Genomic DNA, 19941 nt, shown 5'->3' with positions numbered 1-19941 from the left:
GTACTGTTTATTTAACGATGTTTAATAAACAGCATTGCTAAACATCGTTCAACAAGAAGGCTGTTACCGATTATGTGGCGGAGTGTTCAATAGCATAGGGGAGGGGAGAGTCAGGGAGCGCCGGGGCGACGACCCACGGGGCGGGCGGGGTTACCGGCGACGATGGTCCAGGGTGCCACATCCCGGGTCACCACGGCCCCCATGCCGACCACGGCATGGTCGCCAATGGTGACGCCATCGACGATGCCGACCCGGGCACCGATCCACACATCCCGGCCGATGCGAATGCCTTTTGAGGTCACCGGCTGCTCGCGAATCCGGCGGTCTGCGTCGAGGCCGTGGTTGAAGGCATAGAGGGTGCAATAGGCGGCGATGCGGCTATCGTCGCCAATCTGGATGCCGGCGGCACCGCCATCCAGGGTCACATGGTGATTGAGGCTGACCCGCTCGCCCAAACGGACCGGGCCGTGAATAACGCAATCTGCCGCGATCTGGCTGCCATCACCCACGATAATGTCACGACCTGGCTCAGCCAACAGCACCGCCTGGGGCGCCACAAAACAGTCCTCCCCGAAGCGAACGGTCTCCAGCGCCATCAAGTCCTGCTGAATATCGCGCTGCCAGGGCTCGGCCCAGGCCCGATGCTTCGCTTTCAGGCGACCGTACAGCCAGGGCATATAAGCCAGGCGTTTTTTGTGTTGTTCGCGGTAGTCGTCTTCGGTCATTCCCTCGTCACTCCCTGTGTAGGAGCGGCGCTTGAGCCGCGAATCTACTTGCTAAGGCCTTCCCAGGTACGATTCGCGGCTCAAGCGCCGCTTCTACAATTAAGAATACGAGTTTAGCAGCCAGCACGGAATGCAGTAGCATTGGCCGCAAATCATAAGGAGAACGTGGCATGAAACAGCTTTGGGTTCTGGTGGGGCTACTGGTATTGAGCGGCTGCAAGACCATGGACGCAGCGATGCCCTGGGTGGGCATGGGCAACCAGATGGCCAAGAACGCCGGCTACGACACCGACTCGAAACTGGCTGCAGGCATCAAGGAAACACTGATCACCGGCACCGACCGGGCCAGCGCCCAGCTCTCCCAGACCGGGGCATTCAATCTGAAGTTACCCGCCGCCGCCCAGCCTGTTGCCGATACCCTGCGCCAGTTCGGTTTCGGTAGCTATGTGGACAAGGTGGAAACCGCCATGAACCGGGGCGCGGAACAGGCGGTGGCGGAAGCGGCACCAGTGTTCAAACAGGCCATCACCAACATGAGTGTCAATGATGCCCTGGGAATTATTCGCGGCGACAATACCGCGGCCACTTCCTACTTCCGTGGAGAGACCGAGAGCAGCCTGCGCCAACGGTATCAGCCGATCGTGGAAGATAACCTGAAGAAGACCGGTTTCTACGATCAGTACAATAATTTGCTTGGGGTGTACGATAAGTTACCACTTACTAACAAGCCGGACCTGAACCTGGAAAGCTACGTCATCGACAACAGCATGGACGAGCTCTACACCCGCATTGGCGAGCAGGAAGCGCTGATCCGCCAGAACCCCATGCAGCAGGGCAGTGCCCTGATCGGGGCGGTGTTTGGAGCGGGACAGGCCGAGTAAGCAGGGCTTTTGGTAGGAGCGTCGCCGACAGTTGCGCAAACCGACTCAGGATAGCACTGGCATCGTCGCATTCGCGCACTTCCGGCAGGTGACTATCCACCTGTTGCTGACTTAATCCTTCTCCACGCAGCGCCTGCAGATAGGCGCGCATCACATCGGCGCTGAATTCCGGATGAAACTGCACCCCCCAAACCCGCTCCCCGTAACGGAAGGCCTGGCAGGCGTCATGAACATTGCTGGCCAGCACCGTGGCACCGGGCGGCGGAGTTAGCACTGACTGACGGTGCACCACTTGTGCCCACGGGTGTCCGGCGATGGCGCCTAACAGGGCATCCTGTCGACCAGCGCCGGTCAGGCGCAGGGCTACGGTGCCCACTTCCAGCCCCATGGGGTTATCCGCCACTTCACCACCTAGGGCACGAGCCAGCAGCTGGTGGCCAAAACACAGTCCCAGCACTGGCATCTGTACCACTTCATGAACCAGGGTATACAACCAGCGCATCAACTCCCGCATCCAGGGCGCCTGATCGGTGACCATGGCGTGGGAACCGGTAATTACCACACCTGCCAGCTCGCTCAAGGCAGGCAGTGCCCCACCCCGTTGCGCATCAATCACCATGACACCGGTGGCCGAGCCCAGCCCCTGGTGTATCCAGGTGTCGAAGTCACCGTAGTGAGCGCTGATCTGCGGGAAGGTGCTACCGGTCTTGATGATGGCGATGGGTTTGCTGTGATTCATGGCCTTTCCACCGTACTTTCCTTGTCTGGTTTCCTTATACAGAGCAAGGGCTGTACCAACTTTTCAATAGCTCCAAACCTCTTTGTAGGAGCGTCGCTGGCGGCGCGATAACCCAACACCGGAAAAGCGGTATTTACCACATAGGGCACAGAGAAAACGGTTTTCCTCAATGATCTCTGTGCCCTATGTGGTGAAAAGCTTTTGATCCCGGGCTGGGTTATCGCGCCGCCAGCGACGCTCCTACGGCAATGGTAGAGGCGCTATCGGAGATCCCGATGCCGCGGGCAGGTGGTGAGGTGATCGTTGACCATGCCGGTAGCCTGCATGAAGGCGTAGACGATGGTGGGGCCGACAAACTTGAAGCCCCGTTTTTTCAGGGCCTTGCTCATGGCCTCGGCCACCGGGGTGGAGGCTGGCACCTCCTTGAGAGTGTGGAAGTGGTTGATCTGCGGCTGGCCATCGACAAAATCCCAGAGGAAATCACTCAAGGTCTGCCCCTGGTCACGCAGGGCCAGATAGGACTGGGCGTTGCCGATGGTGGCTGCCACCTTCAGACGGTTGCGGATAATCCCCGCATCCTGGAGCAGGGCGGCCACCTTGCTGTCGTCATAGCGGGCGATCTTCTCCGCGTCGAAGCCATCGAACACCTTGCGATAGTGCTCGCGCTTGCGCAGCACGGTGATCCAGCTCAACCCGGCCTGGGCGCCTTCCAGATTCAGGCATTCGAACAGGGCCCGGTCGTCGTATTCGGGTACACCCCATTCGTGGTCGTGGTAGTGCTGGTAGAGCGGGTCATCCCCGCACCAGGGACAGCGGTCGTTCATGGCTTTTCTCTTCGCGTTTGTCACTATCAAGGCAGGCTTGGTCATCGGCCAACGGTCAGATCTCTCGTTATCATTCCGCTGCTGACATTCTGGCCATCGACATTACCGGAGCTGGCCTGGTGCGTCATTCTCCCCGTTCACGCCTGACACTCCACTGTCGGTGGTCGTCCGGCCAGCGGTATCACCGGCCCGGCCGGCCCGGTATACTTGGCGCCTGCTTTTTGGGGCAAATCGAAATCGAACAACAGGATTCAGCATGGCGGAACAACCGCAGACGGACATCATGACATTCCAGGGCCTGATTCTGGCCCTGCAACAGTACTGGGCCGAGCAGGGGTGCGTAGTGGTACAGCCCCTGGATATGGAAGTGGGCGCGGGCACCTTTCACCCGGCCACTTTCCTGCGCGCCATCGGCCCGGAAAACTGGAACAGTGCCTATGTGCAGCCTTCACGCCGGCCCACCGACGGGCGCTACGGGGAAAACCCCAACCGGCTGCAGCACTATTACCAGTTCCAGGTGGTACTGAAACCGTCGCCGGACAATATCCAGGAACTGTATCTGGGTTCCCTGCGCATGCTGGGCTTTGACCCGCTGGTTCACGATATCCGCTTTGTGGAAGACAACTGGGAATCGCCCACCCTGGGTGCCTGGGGACTGGGCTGGGAAGTGTGGCTCAACGGTATGGAAGTCACCCAGTTCACCTACTTCCAGCAGGTGGGCGGCATCGACTGTTACCCGGTCACCGGCGAGATTACCTATGGCCTGGAACGCCTGGCCATGTATATCCAGGGCGTGGATTCGGTCTACAACCTGGTATGGTCCGACGGCCCCTTCGGCAAGGTCAGCTACGGCGATGTGTTCCTGCAGAACGAAATCGAGATGTCCACGTTCAACTTTGAGCACGCCAACGTGGACGAACTCTTCAAGCAGTTCGACCTGTTCGAGGGTGAATCCACCAAGCTGATCGAGGCCGGCCTGCCGTTGCCCGCCTATGAATATGTGCTGAAAGCCTCCCATACCTTCAACCTGCTGGATGCTCGCAAGGCCATCTCCGTCACCGAACGCCAGCGCTTTATTCTGCGTGTGCGCACCCTGGCCCGTGCTGTGGCCCAGGCCTACTTTGACAAACGCCGTTCGCTTGGCTTCCCCATGGCGGATGCCAGCATTCGCGAGGAAGTAGAGACGGAATTGAAAAAGCAGGATGAAAAGGCCGCAAAGCAGGCCGCCAAAAAGAAGGGGAAGCAATAATGTCCCGGGATTTACTGATTGAACTGGGCACCGAAGAACTGCCCCCCAAGGCGCTGCCCGCACTGAGTGCAGCGCTGACGGAAGAATTTGTCCGCCAACTGGACGAAGCCGGTCTCAACCACGGTGAAGTGGAAAGCTTCGCCGCCCCCCGCCGTCTGGCGGTACTGGTACGTGGCCTGGACGAGAAGCAGGCGGATCGTGATATTGAGCGTCAGGGCCCGGCCGTGCAGGCCGCCTTCGACAAGGACGGTAACCCCACCAAGGCCGCAGAAGGCTTTGCGTCTTCTCTGGGGCTGACTGTGGATCAGTTGGGCCGTCAGGACACCGGCAAAGGGGAGCGCCTGGTGGCCCAGATTACCGAGAAGGGCAAACCCGCCGCCGAACTGATCCCCGACTTCTTTGCCCAGGCGGTACAGAAGTTGCCGATCCCCAAACGCATGCGCTGGGGCAAGCGCAAGGTACAGTTCGTGCGCCCGGCCCACTGGCTGGTGGCCCTGTTCGGTGAGGACGTGGTGCCGTTCGAGCTGCTGGACCTGCAGGCCGGTCGCACCAGTTACGGCCACCGTTTCCATGCCCCCGGTGCCATCGAGCTGGCTACTGCCAACGAGTACGCCGAGCGCATGGAAAAAGACGGTCATGTGATCGCCGACTTCGCCCGCCGCAAGGCCATGATTGAAGAACAGGCCATCGCCGTCGGTAAGGAAGCCGGTGGTACCGCGCAGATCGACCCGGACCTGCTCAACGAAGTCACCGCCCTGGTGGAATGGCCGGTAGCGCTGACGGGCAGCTTCGACGAGGACTTCCTGCGCGTTCCCCAGGAAGCCCTGATCAGCGCCATGGAAGAACACCAGAAATATTTCTCGGTACTGGATGCCGACGGCAAGCTGATGCCCCGTTTCATCACCATCAGCAACATCCAGTCCAGGGATCCCCAGCAGGTGATCCATGGTAACGAGAAGGTGATTCGTCCCCGTCTGGCGGATGCGGCCTTCTTCTACGACAACGATTGCAAGAAGACCCTCGCCCAGCACGGCAAGGGCCTCGAAAAAGTCGTGTTCCAGCAACAGCTGGGCACGGTGGCCGACAAGTGCGCACGCATTGGTGCCCTGGCCGCCATCATTGCCGAGCAGATCGGTGGCAATCCCGAGCAGGCAAAACTGGCTGGTGAATTGAGCAAGGCCGACCTGAACAGCGAGATGGTCGGTGAGTTCGACACCATGCAGGGCATTATGGGTTTCTATCTGGCGCGCCTGGAAGGCCAGCCGGAGGAAGTGTCCCAGGCGCTGTACGAACAGTATCTGCCCCGTTTCGCCGGCGACAAGCTGCCGCAGAGCAAGACCGGTATGGCCGTGTCTCTTGCCGACAAGATCGATACCCTGGTGGGCATCTTCGGCATCGGCCAGAAGCCCAGCGGCACCAAGGACCCCTACGCCTTGCGTCGAGCCACCCTGGGGGTGCTGCGCATCATCATCGAAAACCAGCTGGATGTGGATTTGCAGCATCTACTGGAAAAAGCCGGCGACCAGCTGGAGCTGCGCATCAACCGCGCCGAGGCTGCCGAGGCGTTCGAGTTTATCAAGGGTCGCTACCGGGCCATCTACCAGGAGCAGGGCATTGCTACCCCGGTGATCCTGTCGGTGCTGGCCATCGATGACGCCTGCCGCAAGCCGCTGGATTTCGACCGTCGGGTAAAAGCGGTCGCTGCCTTCCAGCCACGGGAAGAAGCCCAGGCTCTGGCCGCCGCCAACAAGCGGGTATCCAACATCCTGGCCAAACTGGACAAGGCACCGCCGGAAGAAATCGACGGCGCCCTGCTGGAAGATGAGGCTGAGCAAACCCTCACCAATCTGGTAGTAGCCAGCTACGAGCAGTCCGAACCGCTGCTGGAGAAGGGCGACTATCAGGGCGTGCTGGAAATGCTCGCCGAACTGCGTGAGCCGGTTGATGCCTTCTTCGACACCGTCATGGTAATGGCGGAAGATGAAGCGGTGCGCAACAACCGCCTGGCCCTGCTGGCCTTCCTGCGCGACCTGTTCCTGAACGTGGCGGATATCAGTCTGCTGCAGGAATAAATTGGCGCTTGCACGCAACACGCTTCACGCAAGCACGCGAAAAAAACAGGGCCGCTTTCTAGCGGCCTTTGTTTATCCGTAGGAGCGCCTTCAATTTTTCCGGTAACTTGTTGGTAACCCGAAACCCTTTCGCCATGCGAGCATGGCTCCTACGGTTCAAAATTTATATCGGGCAGGATTCCCATGAACAACCTCATCATCCTCGACCGCGACGGCGTCATCAACGAAGACTCTGACGCCTATATCAAGACCCTGGACGAGTGGATTCCATTACCGGGCAGCATTGACGCCATCGCCCGTCTCAGCCGGGCAGGCTATACCGTGGTGGTAGCCACCAACCAGTCTGGTATTGCCCGTGGCTATTTTACTGTGGCGACACTGGATGCCATGCATGAACAACTGGCGGATCTGGTCCGGGAAGCGGGCGGGGAAATGGGCAAGGTGTTTTATTGTCCTCACGGACCCGACGATGGTTGCGACTGCCGCAAACCGGCTCCCGGCCTGATCGACCAGATTGTTACCGAGTATGGCGATGTCACCGGCGCACCCCTGATTGGTGATAGCCTACGGGACCTGGAAGCCGGAGTCGCCCGTGGTTGCCAGCCGGTACTGGTATTAACCGGCAAGGGAGCCAAGACACTGGGCAAGGGCTTGCCGACTGCGCTGGGCCATGTCGATATATACGACTCCCTGGCGGATTTTACGGATCATATTTTGAAGGATTAGGCATGACACAGCACACGCATTATTCGCTGCCGATCAAGATCCGCAGCGTTCTGTTTTTTGTGCTGTATAACCTGGCCGGCATTATCCACAGCATTTTCTGCGTACTGATTGGCCCCTTTCTTCCCTACCGTCGTCGCTATAATTTCGTCAATCTGTGGACCCGCTTTGCCATGTGGCTGCTGCAACGGCTTAACGGCGTACGCATAGAGGTGGAAGGGCGCGAGAATCTGCCTTCCGGGGCTTTCGTGGTATTGGCGAATCACCAGAGCAGTTTTGAAACCTTTTATATGCAATTGCTGATCAGTCCACAGGCCACCGTGCTCAAACGCGAGTTACTGTGGCTGCCTTTCTTTGGTTGGGGGCTGGCCCTACTCAAACCGATTACTATTAATCGCAGCAATGGCAGTGCTGCACTCAAATCCGTATTGCAGCAAGGCAAGCAACGCCTGCTTGCGGATATCCCTGTGGTGATTTACCCGGAGGGTACGCGCCAGGCACCGGGCACGCTTGGCAAGTTCAATCATGGTGGTTCCATGCTGGCTTGTCAGGCTGGCGTCCCGGTTGTGGCCATTACGCATAACAGTGGCAATTGCTGGCCAGCTCGTTCATGGATGCGTCTGCCGGGTACGATTACCTTACGCATCAGCCCACCGATTAACAGTGACGGTAAAAAGGCAAAACAGGTAACCGAAGAGGCCGAAGACTGGATTCGCCAACATTACCCACAATAGTCTTTTAAAATCGTTTTTTTATTGTCCATCTGCCGCGAGTTTAATTGCCTTTCCCCGGTAAAATAACTAGAGTTTGTGCCGCTGTTAATCATCGATAACAAGGGCTACTCAATGAGCATTAATCTTGATGAACTTTCCGTTGATGAACTGGAAAAACTGATCAAGCAAGCGGAAACCGCACTGGACAAGAAGCGCAAGGCAGAGCTGAAGAATGCTCAGGCGGTACTTGAGAAAATGGCCAAGGATCTGGGCGTCTCTCCGGAAGCATTGCTGAAGGATACCGCCGGCAAAAAGAAAACTACCCGCAAGAAAGCCGCCAAGAAGAAAACCGGTGTGCGTCGTCCGGCCAAGGTGAAATACCGTGATCCGAACGATAGCAGCAACACCTGGACCGGCCGTGGCAAACGTCCGTTGTGGCTGCAGGGCGCACTGGAGAAGGGCGCCAAGCTGGAAGATTTCGCCGTCGAGTAACGCAGCACTGTTACTTGATACGCGACAAAAAGCGAACCCTCAGGGTTCGCTTTTTTTATGCCGTTCCGGCTAGCCCCTTAACGCCGCCGGCAAGCGGCTATCCCGGGACGTTTCCTGCGGCCCGCCCGAGTTCTGCAACGCCTGGCAGGCCGGTATCAATACCGTCACCATTGCCAGTAGCAACAAACCCGCCATACCGGTCAGCGGCAACAGACTGAACAGATGATGCCAAGCGCCGCGCTTCACCTTGCGACGATACTGGCCGCGGCAATCCCTTTCCTTTTTCACCATGCGACTCCTTTATCCCGACTTCATCACCAGAGAGGTTTTGCGGGTCCTCGCATTGCTGTCACATACCAGCAGCAGCACAATCCGGAAAAAAGTCCGGATAATCCACAATCGTTTTCCCGGTCCAGCGTGAAATTGCCAACCTGAAATCCGGCTTAGCGAACCTTAGCTTTATTATGATTACAAAATACACTCATTTGTTTACAAACTGAACAACATTCAATTCAGCTTTTACGATTGCTATCAAACAAGGAGGAGAAGGGGAGAACAAAAAAGGGCGGCCGGACAGAAACAGAAAAGGGGCCGACTGGCCCCTTTTCTGTTCATTGCGGTGAGCAACCCGTATCAGACATCCAGGTTGGAAACCTGCAGGGCATTGGACTCGATAAACTTCCGGCGCGGATCCACATCGTCACCCATCAGGCAGGTAAAGATCTGGTCTGCGGCGATGGCGTCCTCGATGGTGACCTGCAGCATACGACGGCTTTCAGGATCCATGGTGGTTTCCCACAGCTGTTCCGCGTTCATTTCGCCCAGCCCCTTGTAGCGCTGGAAGCTAGTGCCACGGCGAGCCTGAACCATCAGCCATTCCAGGGCATCGGCGAAGTGGCGAATGGGACGCTGGGTCTCACCACGCTGGATATAAGCATCGGCAGCCAGCAGGCCTTCCAGGGTTTCCCCAAGCGCCTTGATCTTCTGGTAATCCGGCGATTGCAGGAAATCCAGAGTTACCCGGTATTCGCGAGGCACACCGTGAGCGAGTACTTGCACACGTGGCAGGTACAGGCCCCGCTCCTCGTCCCGGGCGGCAGTGATGGTAAAGGTCTGGGTGGCATCGGTGATGGCATCCACTCGTTTGCCAAGCACCTGACACCAGTCTTCCATGGCCGACTGATCCTTCAGGCCTTCTTCGTTCACCGAAGGCATGTAGATCATCTGCTCCAGCACTTCCTTGGGGAACACCCGGGACTGACGATCGACAATCTTCATCACGTTGCGGTATTCCGCAATCAGGTTGGCCAGGGGCTCGCCGCTGATTGGCGGTGCATCGTCCCCCGGATAAAGGGCAGTTTTCTCCAGAGCCAGGGTGGTCAGATACTCCTCCATGGCCGGATCATCCTTGAGATACGTTTCCTGCTTACCTTTTTTCACCTTGTAGAGCGGCGGCTGGGCAATGTAGATATAGCCCCGTTCGATCAGCTCCGGCATCTGACGGAAGAAGAAGGTGAGCAGCAGGGTACGGATGTGGGAACCATCCACGTCCGCATCCGTCATGATGATGATGCGGTGGTAGCGGAGTTTTTCCACATTGTATTCATCGCGGCCGATACCACAGCCCAGGGCGGTGATCAGGGTGCCCACCTCCTGGGAGGAGAGCATCTTGTCGAAGCGCGCCTTTTCCACGTTGAGGATCTTGCCCTTCAGCGGCAGGATCGCCTGATTCTTGCGATCGCGGCCCTGTTTGGCAGAGCCCCCCGCAGAATCACCCTCCACAATATAGAGTTCGGAGAGGGCAGGGTCCTTCTGCTGGCAGTCAGCCAGTTTGCCGGGCAGGCCGGCAATATCCAGTGCGCCTTTACGGCGAGTCATTTCCCGGGCCTTGCGCGCCGCATCCCGGGCGCGGGCCGCATCAATGATCTTCGAGGAAATAGCCTTGGCTTCCTGGGGATTTTCCAGCAGGTAATCCTGGAACAGCTCACCCATGGTCTGTTCGACCGCGCTTTTCACCTCTGAAGACACCAGCTTGTCTTTGGTCTGGCTGGAAAACTTGGGGTCCGGCACTTTTACAGAAATTACCGCGGTAAGACCTTCCCGGGCATCATCCCCGGTGGGGTTGGCCTTCTCCTTCTTGAGCAGGCCTTCCTTTTCCATGTAGCTATTCAGGGTACGGGTGAGGGCGGCGCGGAAGCCCGCCAGGTGAGTACCGCCATCCCGCTGGGGAATGTTGTTGGTAAAGCAGAACAGGTTTTCCTGGTAGGAATCGTTCCACTGCATGGCCACTTCCACGGCGATACCGTCTTCTTCCCGGTCAAACTGAAAGTGAAACACCTGGTTCAGGGGCGTCTTGTTTTCGTTCAGGTAGCTGACAAAGGCACTCAGACCACCTTCATACTCGAACACATCCTCCTCACCGTTACGCTCATCCAGCAGGTGAATACGCACGCCGGAGTTCAGGAAGCTCAGCTCCCGCAGACGTTTGGCGAGAATATCGTAGTGGAATTTGATATTGGTGAAGGTTTCCGGAGAAGGGCGGAAATGAATGGCTGTCCCGCTGCTGTCGGTAGTGCCCACCACTTCCAGTGGCATAGCCGGTACACCGTGACGGTAGACCTGCTCGTGGACCTGGCCGTTACGGCGAATGGTCAGCTTCAGCTCTTCGGAAAGGGCATTCACCACGGAAACCCCCACACCATGGAGGCCGCCGGACACCTTGTAGGTGTTGTCGTCGAATTTCCCGCCGGCATGGAGCACGGTCATGATCACTTCGGCAGCGGACACCCCTTCTTCTTCGTGCATGTCCACGGGAATACCCCGGCCATCGTCCTGGACGGACACGGATTCATCCGGGTGGATCACCACCTTGATCTCGGAACAGAAGCCAGCCAGGGCTTCGTCAATGGAGTTATCCACCACCTCGAAGACCATATGGTGCAGGCCAGTGCCATCATCCGTATCCCCGATATACATGCCAGGGCGCTTGCGAACGGCGTCCAACCCTTTCAGCACCTTAATGCTGGATGAATCGTAATTTTTCTCCGCCATGGTATTTCCTTATTCACTCCCGGTGAGGGGCCGAAGTTGGCCATGTTCCACGTGGAACATTTTGCTCTCGATCGCCCGTAACGCTTTATTCTGCTGCACCACAGCCTGCCATTGAGGCTGATCCAGTGCGGTAATCAGGGTCTGGTGGCCCGTGGAGGCCAGATAACCCAGCATCTGATTACGGTGTTCTTCGTCCAGCTCCGCTGCCAGATCATCTACCAGCAGGGTACAGACTTTCCCCGCCTGACTGATCAAGGGCAGCTGGGCCAGCACCAGGCCATAGGCAACCAGCTTGGCCTGCCCCCGGGAAAGGCGATCTCGCGCCACCACTCCCCGGGTTTCGATACGAATATCACTGCGATGAAACCCCGCCTGGCTGAACCCGCGACGGATATCGTCAGGGCGAAGGCGAGACAGGGCATCCGCATAGCTTTCATCTTTTTGCAGCCCCGTCTGTAGCTGGACCCGAATTTTCAGCTCTGGCGCCAGATGAGACAACACCGTATCCAGCCCTGCCTGCAGGGCTTGCAGATAGCTACGGCGTAACCCTTCGATTCTATCAGAAGTCTGCGCCAGTTGCTGGTCCCAAAACCCCAGTTCACGGGGGTTCGGACGCCCGGTACGCAGCAGGGCGTTTCGCTGCTTCAGGGCCGCCGAGGCAGTCCGCCATACCGGCATAAATTCATGTTCCACGTGGAACATTCCCCAGTCCATGAAGCGCCGGCGCAGGGCAGAGGCACCAAACACCAGCTCCACCGAGGTGGGGTGCAAGGCTAAAACCGGCAGGAGACCAGCCACCTCACTGAGAGCTTTCGGGGTTTCCCCATTCAGCTTGATGGCATCAATGCCACCAGGCGTGCGACGGACCCCCAACCGGTGGTGTTTTTCTCCCGCTAATACTTCCGCATACAAGGTGGCAGCCGGCGCGCCATCACGGACCAGCCGAGACAGCCTGCCACCCCGAAAGGAGCGACCACCACTACCAATGAAATAGATGGCCTCCAACAGGCTGGTCTTGCCACTGCCGTTATCGCCAAGAATCACATTAAGGGAAGGGGAGAGAGCAATATCCAACTGACGGTAATTGCGAAAATCTCCGAGCTGGAGACGGCTCAACATAGAAAGGAATCCCCACCCACAGCAACCAGGGAAGCCGCCGCAGCGACAAGAAATGACTGCACCGATTGTAGCTCAGGGAGAGGGCAGGGGCGATGATGCTAAAACTGTTTCCACCACAGAGAACACAAAGCTCACTGAGGAAAACCCATTTTCGACCAGGAGGGCACCATATTCATTGGCACAGGATCTTCAACTCTGTGCTTTGCATCCTTCATGGTAATGATGTCGATGCATTTACCTCAGCCGGCAAATCCCGGGCAAAAAAATACCCGGCGCGATGGCCGGGTATTTGGGGAGGAGCAAGGACTGCGGATCACAGCCGCATGGGCATGACCACATACAAAGCCGCCTTGCTCTCCGGGTCCAGCACCAGGGCGCTGCTGTTGCTGTCACCCATTTCCAGCTCCGCCTGGGTGCCAGCCATGGTGTTGAGCACGTCCAGCAGGTAGCTCACGTTAAAGCCGATTTCCAGAGGCTGACCATTGAAGTCCACGGACACTTCCTCTTCCGCTTCTTCCTGCTCCGGGTTATTGGCAACAATGCGCAGGCTGCCTTCGGACAGCTGCACCCGCACACCACGGTATTTCTCGTTGGACAGAATCGCCACCCGAGCCAGGGCCTGACGCAGGGTTTCCCGGTCAGCAATAATGGTGCGCGAACCTTCCTTGGGGATCACCCGGTCATACTCGGGGAACTTGCCGTCCACCAGCTTGGAGGTGAAAGTGATGGCACCCACCACGATACGGACATGGTTGCGACCCACGGTCAGGCGGGCATTTTCGCCGGCATCACCAAGGATGCGCGACAACTCCATCACCCCTTTACGCGGCAGGATCACCGAGGCTTCTTCCACGGGCACATCCAGCTCCGCATCGCACAGGGCCAGACGGTGGCCATCGGTGGCCACGGCGCGCAAGCGCCCCGGCTTCAGCTCGAACAGCATGCCGTTGAGGTAATAGCGCACGTCCTGCTGGGCCATGGAGAAGGCAGTGCGGTCAATCAGACCACGCAGCACACCCGGCTGGATATCCAGGCTGGAGCCAGCGGCATCTTCTTCCAGGTTGGGAAACTCGGAAGCGGGCAGGGTAGAGAGGGTAAAACGGCTGCGGCCGGAACGGACCAGCATACGCTCACCATCCACTTCGAAACGGATGTCTGCTTCCGCTGGCAGGCTCTTGGCAATGTCCACCAGCTTACGGGCCGGCACTGTGGTTTCCCCTGCCTGATGCTCCCCTTCCAGGGGCAGGCGAGCCACCAGCTCCAGCTCCAGATCAGTGCCGGTCATGGAAAGTTGTCCGTCACCCACTTCCAGCAGGACATTGGACAGCACCGGCAGGGTCTGCCGTTTTTCCACCACTGCGGCCACCTGTTGCAGGGGCTTGAGCAGTTGTTCTCTATTGATTGAGAATTTCATCGCGCTTTCCCGTTCTGGTTATTTGGGCCAGAGGCTCCCAGCCCCTTCCTTTACTGTATACAGAACCGGCCACCCGGCCGGACTCCCCCATCAGGACGTTAGCGTCCGCAACAGGCTCTGATAGTCTTCCTCGATTTCCGGATTGGATTCCCGCAGCTGCAAGACCTTGCGACAGGCATGCAGGACGGTGGTGTGATCACGGCCACCAAAATTTTCACCGATCTCCGGCAGACTGTGGCTGGTCAGTTCCTTGGACAAGGCCATGGCCACCTGCCGGGGTCTCGCCACCGAGCGGGTCCGCCGCGGGGAGAGCAGGTCGTTGATCTTGATCTTGTAGTACTCGGCCACCACCCGCTGGATATTGTCGATACTGATCTGCCGTGCCTGCAGGGCAATCAGATCCTTCAACGCCTCCTTGATCAGGCCGATATCGATCTGCGCACCGGTGAAACGCACATGGGCAATCACCCGGCGCAACGCCCCCTCCAGTTCCCGTACATTAGAACGGATTCGTTGCGCAATAAAGAAGGCGGCGTCATTGGGCAGATCCACCTTGGCTTCTTCCGCCTTCTTTTTCAGGATCGCCACCCGGGTTTCCAGCTCCGGCGGCTCCATGGGCTGGGACAGCCCCCAGCCGAACCGGCTCTTGAGCCGCTCCTCCAGACCATCCACTTCCTTGGGAAACTTGTCACAGGTGAGGATGATCTGCTGACCATTTTCCAGCAACGCATTAAAGGTATGGAAGAACTCTTCCTGGGACTGCTCCTTACCTGCAAAGAATTGAATATCATCAATCAGCAGGGCATCCACCGAGCGATAGAAGCGCTTGAACTCGTTGATGGTCTTGTTGCGCAGGGCAGAAATCATGTCTGCCACAAACCGCTCACTGTGCAGGTAGACCACCTTGGCATTGGGGTTGCGCCGCAGCAACTCATTGCCCACCGCGTGCATCAGGTGGGTCTTACCCAGGCCCACACCGCCATACAACAACAACGGGTTATAGCCATGGCTGGCCGGGTTCTCCGCCACCTGCTGAGCAGCCGCCGCCGCCATGCGGTTGGACTTGCCTTCCACAAAGGTGGAAAAGGTGAAACCGGTATTAAGGTTGCTGCGATGCTTGCGGGCCCCTCCCAGCTCCGTGGGCTGGGGTTTGCTCTCTGCCAGCTCGGGTGTGCGCATATGGCCGGAAGAGGGCGTAGCGGCACTGACAGGGGCAGAGGAAGACGACTGGGCCGGCGGTGCTGGCATACGACTGGATCCGACTTCCAGGCGCAACTGGGGCAGGGCACCGCTCTGCAACTCACCCAGCACCTCGCCAATGCGATCCATGTACTTGTCGCGAACCCAGTCCACCACAAATCGGTTGGGAGCAAACAGCGTCAGCTCGGCGCCATCCGCAGATGCAGCCACCTGTAATGGCCGTATCCACATGTTGTACTGCTGTGACGGCAACTCATCCTCGAGTCGAGTCAGGCAGCGTTGCCAGAGCTCTTCAGACACGCACACGCCTTATTATCCTGAAACGATACCGTGCTTCCGCCCCGCAGGCGCAGAAGAACGAAGGGACCCGACCGCGACAGAAATCACAGTCCAGCGGCACCCGGCCCCTGAATCGTCTTTTATGAACTGAATGAAAATTCGGTCAATGAACCGCAATCGAGCCCGTCATTCTACCCCCTCCGCGCGATAACTATCCACAGGACAGCTGGGATTTTTCCGGCTTTATTTCTGTGGATAACTAGGGCCATAACCCTGTGCGGGGATGCAGGCACAACCCGGTGGATAACCGGAGGTACAACTTATACCCACATTTAATGACAGCTCGTCCCCCGCTCGTCCCCAGTACTTACACACAATGGTACGCAAGTTATCAACGAAGCAAGATAATGATTTAAAAGGGGTTTTCAGGCTTATCCACAAAAAGGCGCTTCCCCTATAATAACTACTACTATTAAAAACATTTAAATATTTAAGTTCTATTAACAGTTCTCTCCAGCCCGCTTGGCACATGCCTGAAAAGCCGATTGACAGGGCATTACGCTTTCCCTAGACTTGCCGGCCTTCTAATTGATGTCTCATTCCATGGGGAAGACACCATGAAACGCACATTTCAGCCCAGCGTACTCAAGCGCAAACGTGCCCACGGTTTCCGTGCTCGCATGGCGACCAAAAATGGTCGCAAAATCCTGGCAGCTCGTCGTGCCAAGGGTCGTAAGCGGTTGGCTGCCTGAGCCAACCGTTTTACTCTGCCCTCCTGGCTGAGGTAACAGTGCCGACAACCCAGGCTTTTACCCGCCAGCACAGACTTCTTACCGGATCCCAATATCAGACCGTATTCGACCACTCCAAATGGAAGGTGGGCAATGCGGTGTTTCTGTTGTTGGCCTGTCCGAACCAGCAAGCGCTGCCCCGCCTGGGATTGGTGATTGGCCGCAAACGTGCCAAGCGTGCTGTGGACCGTGGCTGCGTCAAGCGCAGAGCCCGGGAACAGTTCCGGCTACGCCAGCAACAACTGGCCGGTCTGGACATTATCCTGCTGGTACGTGGACGCATTGATCACCCGGACCCGGCAGAAGTCACTGATCAGCTCGGCAAGCTATTCGACAAGCTGCTTGCTAAGTGCGGGCAAGCTTGAGAAACTGCGGCCCGTTTTTCACGCCACAGAATAGCCCGTTATGGAAATCCAGCGCGCCCTAGTTATTACCGGCATTGCCATCGTTTCCTACCTGATGATTCAGGCCTGGCAACAGGATTATGCCAATCCGACCCAGCCAGCCGCCGTTGAAGAAGTTGCGCAGAACGCGCAAGGCAATGACGACGGGCTCGACCTCCCCGAACCCCAGGCCGAGACTACCGACGACGGTATTCCCTCTGCGCCGGCAGAACAGGCCGACGCGCCTCCTTCTGAATCCGCCGACGCTACTGCCAGACCGGAACGCATCCGCGTCAGCACCGATGTGCTGCGAGTGGAGATCGATCCCAAAGGGGGCGATATCGTACGTCTGGCGTTGCCAGAGTACCCCCGCCATGCGGATACCCCGGACCAGCCTTTCGTGTTGCTCGAGCAGGATGCCAGCCGCACCTATGTGGCCCAGAGTGGTCTGATCGGCAAGGACGGCACAGATTCCAGCGCCGGCCGTCCTTTGTGGAGTGCTGCCAAGCAAAGCTATCAGCTGGATGAAGGCAACCAGGAACTGAACGTGGACCTGACCCTGCGTCAGGACAATGGCGCAGAGCTGGTCAAGCGTTTCACCTTCGAGCGCGGCAGCTACCTGGTCCGTGTCAGCCATATTGTTCGCAACCAGGGCAACAGCGAGTGGTCCGGTGCCTTGTATGGTCAGATCAAGCGCGATGGCAGCGACGACCCGGGCCTGTCCAACAGCGGCTTCATTCCCATGCCCACCTATCTGGGCGGTGCCTACTGGGATAGTGAAAAGCCCTATAACAAACTCGATTTCGAAGACATGGCGGAAAGCCCCCTGGACCTGACCGTGCAGGGCGGCTGGGTGGCCATGGCACAGCACTACTTCGTGTCTGCCTGGGTGCCGGATGCCCAGCAAAAGAATCATTACTCCAGCGTGTATCTGAAAAAGCGCGGACAGTATCTGCTGCGTTTCGTGTCACCCACCGTCAAGGTGGCGCCGGGTGAAGAAAAAGTGCTGTACGCCGAGTTCTATGCCGGCCCCAAAAAGCAGGACAAGCTGGAAGCCATCAGCCCAGGCCTGAACATGACCGTGGACTACGGCTGGCTGTGGTTTATTTCCCAGCCCATCTTTGCGCTGCTGGTATTCCTGCAGAGCGGTGAAGTGTCCGTGTTCGGCATGGATATCGATATCGGTGCCGGTGTGGCCAACTGGGGTGTGGCGATCATCCTGCTGACCTTTATCATCAAGGCGATCTTCTTCAAGCTCAGTGCCACCAGCTATCGCTCCATGGCGAAAATGCGCAAGGTGGCGCCGGAGATGCAGCGCATCAAGGAGCAGAACAAGAACGACCGGCAGAAAGCGCAGATGGAAACCATGAAGCTGTTCCAGCGCGAAAAGATCAACCCGCTGGGTGGTTGTTTGCCCATGCTGGTTCAGATGCCGGTGTTCATTGCTCTGTATTACGTGCTGCTGGAATCCGTGGAGCTTCGTCAGGCGCCGTTCTTCCTGTGGATCAACGATCTGTCAGTGATGGACCCCTACTTCGTGCTGCCGATTCTGATGGGCGCCTCCATGTTCCTGCAAACCCGTCTCAACCCGACGCCGGCAGATCCCATGCAGGCTCAGGTGATGAAGTGGATGCCGGTGGTGTTCTCCGTGTTCATGCTGTGGTTCCCGGCGGGTCTGGTACTGTACTGGCTGACCAACAATATCCTTTCCATTGCCCAGCAGTGGGTGATTACCCGCAAGATCGAAAACGAAGGTTAACGGGCAAGTTGCAAAGCGCGGGAGGTCTGGGTGCCAATCGAGGTAATCCAATCCCGCGCTTCTGTCTTGTAAATGCCGTGACATTCCCACGGTTTTGGGGTTTCCTTGCGGCTTGAAGCGTGTTGCTTGTAGCTGCTTTCTCTATGTCAAATACTGCCCAGGACACTATTGTTGCCATTGCCACGGCGCCCGGCCGGGGTGGTGTTGGTGTGGTGCGCCTGTCCGGCCCGGACTCACAAGCGATTGCCGGTAAATTGATTGGTGACCGCTCACTGACCCCGCGAATGGCGCATTTCTCCCGATTCCGGGATGCCGGCGGTGAGACCATTGACGAGGGGCTGGTCATTGCCTTCCCTGCGCCCCATTCCTTTACCGGCGAAGACGTGGTGGAGCTGCAGGGCCACGGTGGCCCGGTAATCCTGGATATGCTGGTGGCCGCCTGCATTGCCGCCGGCGCCCGGCAGGCCCGGGCCGGGGAGTTCTCCCAGCGGGCTTTCCTCAACGACAAGATGGATCTGACCCAGGCCGAGGCCATCGCCGATCTGATTGATGCGGGCACCAGCGCCTCGGCCCGTGCCGCCCTGCATTCCCTGCAGGGGGTCTTTTCCGACCAGGTGAATCGCCTGGTGGAGGAACTGATCGGGCTGCGCATCTATGTGGAAGCGGCTATCGATTTCCCGGAAGAGGAAATCGACTTTCTTTCCGACGGCAAGGTGGCTGGTGATCTGCGTGACCTCCGCGCACAATGCCAGCGGGTGCTGGAGGAGGCCAATCAGGGGCGTCTGGTGCGGGAGGGCATGACCCTGGTAATCGCCGGCAAACCCAACGCCGGCAAGTCTTCCCTGATGAACGCCCTGGCCGGTTTTGATGCTGCCATCGTCACAGATATTGCCGGCACCACCCGGGATGTGTTGCGCGAAGCCATCCAGCTCGACGGCATGCCCCTGAACCTGATCGACACCGCTGGCCTGCGTGACAGTGCCGACGTGGTGGAGCAGGAGGGGATCCGCCGGGCCTATGCGGAAATGAAAAAAGCCGACCGACTGCTGGTGATGGTGGATTCCCGCGACGGCGACGTTAATCCACAAGATATCCACAGCTTGTTGCCGCAGAGCCAGCAGCAACTGGAAAACCTGGAGTTACCAGTGACAGTGGTGCTCAACAAGGCGGACCTGTCCGGCATGACCCCCGGTCCCCGGGAAAACGGCAGCTTCGTGATCTCCGCCGCCACCGGTGACGGGTTACCCGAGTTGCGTGAACACCTGAAAGCCGCTGCCGGTTTCAAAGGGATGGGGCAGGGTGAGGGACAGAGTCGCTTCTCTGCCCGCCGCCGCCATATCACTGCCCTGGAGCAGGCCCTGGCCGCCCTGGACAAGGGCGAGCAGCAACTGCAGGACCACGCCGCCGGCGAACTGCTGGCCGAAGATCTGCGTGCCGCCCAGAAAGTCCTGGAAGAAATCACCGGTGCTTTTACCGCGGATGATCTGCTGGGGCGGATTTTCTCTTCCTTCTGTATCGGCAAATAAC

At 58.2% G+C, this 19941-nt stretch carries 17 protein-coding genes and 1 pseudogene; 10 read left to right on the top strand and 8 right to left on the bottom strand.

What is annotated here, in order from left to right; translation table 11 throughout:
• Positions 1-110: 110 nt before the first annotated feature.
• A complete protein-coding gene (locus KZ772_RS12880; protein ID WP_290536939.1) occupies positions 111-725 on the bottom strand; it encodes an acyltransferase in 615 nt (204 codons plus the stop codon).
• A gap of 170 nt (positions 726-895) precedes the next feature.
• Here KZ772_RS12880 and KZ772_RS12875 point away from each other — a divergent pair, with 170 nt between their 5' ends.
• The gene (locus KZ772_RS12875; RefSeq protein ID WP_290536938.1) at positions 896-1606 is read left to right on the top strand and encodes a DUF4197 domain-containing protein; all 711 of its coding nucleotides are present in this window, start codon (positions 896-898) and stop codon (positions 1604-1606) included.
• A gap of 34 nt (positions 1607-1640) precedes the next feature.
• Here the strand turns inward: KZ772_RS12875 and KZ772_RS12870 are convergent.
• Together KZ772_RS12870 and KZ772_RS12865 are read right to left on the bottom strand one after the other, a co-directional pair.
• Positions 1641-2345, bottom strand: a pseudogene (locus tag KZ772_RS12870) (glutamine amidotransferase); the annotation flags it as partial.
• A 260-nt stretch (positions 2346-2605) separates the two neighbouring features.
• Complete coding sequence (locus KZ772_RS12865; RefSeq protein WP_290536937.1) at positions 2606-3169, bottom strand: DNA-3-methyladenine glycosylase I; 564 nt, start codon at positions 3167-3169, stop codon at positions 2606-2608.
• Positions 3170-3425: 256 nt separating this feature from the next.
• Between KZ772_RS12865 and glyQ the strand changes: the two genes are divergently transcribed.
• The 5 genes from glyQ to KZ772_RS12840 all read left to right on the top strand — a co-directional run bounded on the left by glyQ (position 3426) and on the right by KZ772_RS12840 (position 8418).
• Positions 3426-4418 (top strand): glycine--tRNA ligase subunit alpha, encoded by a 993-nt coding sequence (gene glyQ / locus KZ772_RS12860; RefSeq protein ID WP_290536936.1) that lies wholly within the window; start codon positions 3426-3428, stop codon positions 4416-4418.
• A complete protein-coding gene (gene glyS / locus KZ772_RS12855) occupies positions 4418-6490 on the top strand; it encodes a glycine--tRNA ligase subunit beta (protein ID WP_290536935.1) in 2073 nt (690 codons plus the stop codon). Before glyQ ends, glyS begins: the two co-directional genes overlap by 1 nt.
• A gap of 183 nt (positions 6491-6673) precedes the next feature.
• Positions 6674-7216 carry a D-glycero-beta-D-manno-heptose 1,7-bisphosphate 7-phosphatase gene (gmhB, locus tag KZ772_RS12850; protein WP_290536934.1) on the top strand — a complete coding sequence of 181 codons (543 nt, stop codon included), beginning with the start codon at positions 6674-6676 and terminating at the stop codon, positions 7214-7216.
• 2 nt (positions 7217-7218) lie between these two features.
• Positions 7219-7947 (top strand): lysophospholipid acyltransferase family protein, encoded by a 729-nt coding sequence (locus KZ772_RS12845; RefSeq protein WP_290536933.1) that lies wholly within the window; start codon positions 7219-7221, stop codon positions 7945-7947.
• A 111-nt stretch (positions 7948-8058) separates the two neighbouring features.
• Positions 8059-8418, top strand: a complete 360-nt coding sequence (locus KZ772_RS12840) for an H-NS histone family protein (RefSeq protein ID WP_290536932.1) — start codon at positions 8059-8061, stop codon at positions 8416-8418.
• A gap of 69 nt (positions 8419-8487) precedes the next feature.
• On the opposite strand, the gene KZ772_RS12835 is transcribed toward KZ772_RS12840, so the two are convergent.
• The 5 genes from KZ772_RS12835 to dnaA form a co-directional block, all read right to left on the bottom strand.
• Positions 8488-8709: a hypothetical protein gene (locus KZ772_RS12835; RefSeq protein ID WP_290536931.1), complete on the bottom strand. Its 222-nt coding sequence runs from the start codon at positions 8707-8709 to the stop codon at positions 8488-8490.
• Positions 8710-9051: 342 nt separating this feature from the next.
• A complete protein-coding gene (gyrB, locus tag KZ772_RS12830; RefSeq protein ID WP_290536930.1) occupies positions 9052-11469 on the bottom strand; it encodes a DNA topoisomerase (ATP-hydrolyzing) subunit B in 2418 nt (805 codons plus the stop codon).
• A gap of 9 nt (positions 11470-11478) precedes the next feature.
• Entirely contained in the window at positions 11479-12588 is a 1110-nt protein-coding gene (gene recF, locus KZ772_RS12825; protein ID WP_290536929.1) for a DNA replication/repair protein RecF, read from the bottom strand.
• Between the two features lie 313 nt (positions 12589-12901).
• Positions 12902-14002, bottom strand: coding sequence for a DNA polymerase III subunit beta (dnaN, locus tag KZ772_RS12820; RefSeq protein ID WP_290510523.1), 1101 nt, complete (start codon positions 14000-14002; stop codon positions 12902-12904).
• A 90-nt stretch (positions 14003-14092) separates the two neighbouring features.
• The gene (gene dnaA, locus KZ772_RS12815) at positions 14093-15502 is read right to left on the bottom strand and encodes a chromosomal replication initiator protein DnaA (protein WP_290510522.1); all 1410 of its coding nucleotides are present in this window, start codon (positions 15500-15502) and stop codon (positions 14093-14095) included.
• A gap of 596 nt (positions 15503-16098) precedes the next feature.
• On the opposite strand from dnaA, the gene rpmH reads away from it, so the two are divergent.
• The 4 genes from rpmH to mnmE all read left to right on the top strand — a co-directional run bounded on the left by rpmH (position 16099) and on the right by mnmE (position 19940).
• Positions 16099-16233, top strand: a complete 135-nt coding sequence (gene rpmH / locus KZ772_RS12810) for a 50S ribosomal protein L34 (protein ID WP_011590025.1) — start codon at positions 16099-16101, stop codon at positions 16231-16233.
• Positions 16234-16271: 38 nt separating this feature from the next.
• Positions 16272-16637, top strand: a complete 366-nt coding sequence (gene rnpA / locus KZ772_RS12805; protein ID WP_290536928.1) for a ribonuclease P protein component — start codon at positions 16272-16274, stop codon at positions 16635-16637.
• 40 nt (positions 16638-16677) lie between these two features.
• Entirely contained in the window at positions 16678-18414 is a 1737-nt protein-coding gene (gene yidC / locus KZ772_RS12800; RefSeq protein ID WP_290536927.1) for a membrane protein insertase YidC, read from the top strand.
• Between the two features lie 143 nt (positions 18415-18557).
• Complete coding sequence (gene mnmE / locus KZ772_RS12795; RefSeq protein ID WP_290536926.1) at positions 18558-19940, top strand: tRNA uridine-5-carboxymethylaminomethyl(34) synthesis GTPase MnmE; 1383 nt, start codon at positions 18558-18560, stop codon at positions 19938-19940.
• Position 19941: the final 1 nt, after the last annotated feature.

This window comes from Alcanivorax sp., assembly GCF_019431375.1.
GTDB lineage: Bacteria > Pseudomonadota > Gammaproteobacteria > Pseudomonadales > Alcanivoracaceae > Alcanivorax > Alcanivorax jadensis_A.
Note: the sequence above shows the minus strand (reverse complement) of the source record. Positions and strands in the feature narration are given on the sequence as shown.